The organism is Prauserella endophytica, from assembly GCF_005146945.1.
Classification (GTDB): domain Bacteria; phylum Actinomycetota; class Actinomycetes; order Mycobacteriales; family Pseudonocardiaceae; genus Prauserella_A; species Prauserella_A endophytica.
Map to the genome: position 1 here is coordinate 1 of NZ_SWMS01000081.1, position 1,004 is coordinate 1,004.

3 protein-coding genes are annotated in these 1,004 nt (G+C 67.9%); all 3 read right to left on the reverse strand.

All coding sequences use genetic code 11. The features are described from left to right. Positions 1 to 461: DDE-type integrase/transposase/recombinase (locus FCN18_RS38945; RefSeq protein WP_158303288.1), on the reverse strand; the 461-nt coding region annotated here is incomplete at its 3' end. Continuing rightward, positions 454 to 723 carry an IS3 family transposase gene (locus FCN18_RS41010; RefSeq protein ID WP_407675819.1) on the reverse strand — a complete coding sequence of 90 codons (270 nt, stop codon included), beginning with the start codon at positions 721 to 723 and terminating at the stop codon, positions 454 to 456. The genes FCN18_RS41010 and FCN18_RS38945, both read right to left, overlap by 8 nt. 2 nt (positions 724 to 725) lie before the next feature. Beyond that, the coding region (locus FCN18_RS38955; protein WP_206078109.1) for a transposase at positions 726 to 1,004 on the reverse strand (279 nt) is incomplete at its 5' end.

Below are 1,004 nucleotides of genomic sequence, written 5' to 3' on the forward strand. Positions count from 1 at the left end.
AACTCCATCGTGGAGTGCCAGCTCTCGATGACTGCGTTGTCCAGCGCCGAGCCGACCCGGCCCATCGACTGGGTGATCCCGACCCGAGCGCAGGCGGCCTGGTAGTTCCTGGCCGTGTACTCGCTGCCCTGGTCGGTGTGCATAATCACGCCGTTGAGGGCGTCCTTGCCGCCACGGATCGCGACCGCCATCTGCAACGTGCTGGTGGCCAAGTCGGCATCGTGGTGCTCGCCCAACCCGAACCCGACGATCCGCCTCGAGCCCATGTCCAACACACTGTCGAGGTAGAGCTTGCCCTCATCGGTTTCGATCTCGGTGCCGTCGCCGTACCACTTGTGGTTGAGCCGGGCGGCGCCGAAGTCACGGCCGATCAAGTCCGGTGCCCGCCACCGGCCCCGGCCCTGCCGGGTGGTCTGTTTGCGGCGCCGGCTCCGGCGGGCGGCCAGCCCGAGCTCACGCATCAGTTCCGCAAACAGTGTTCTCGCCGACCCGCCAGCCCTCATCCCGCAGGTCCGCAGTGATCCGCGGCGACCCGTAGGTGCCGCGATGCGCAGCGAACAACCGCCGGATCGCGGCCTTCAGCTGCTCACGGCGCGCATGCTGCGGCGAAGCGTCACCGTGTCGCCACTTGTAGAACCACGCCTGGCTCACCGACAACGCCCGACACGCTGTCGCGTGCGGCACCCCATGCTCTGCCCTCTGGACGGCGATGAACCCGGCCACGGCTACCGGCCCATCGCCTCGTCCACCCAGAGGGCCACCGAACGCTTGAGGACATCACGCTGCATCCGCAGCTCGGTGTTCTCCTTGCGCAACCGGGCCAACTCGGCACGCTCGGTCTCGCTCAACTCGCCCTTGCCCTCGCCCGCATCCCGGCGGGCCTTGACACACCAGTTGCCCAACGTGCCCTCGTTGACCCCGAGCTCCCGGGCCACCTGCGCGATCGGCTTCCCGGTCTCGACGACCAACGCAACCGCACCCTGCTTGAAATCCTCGTCGTACTT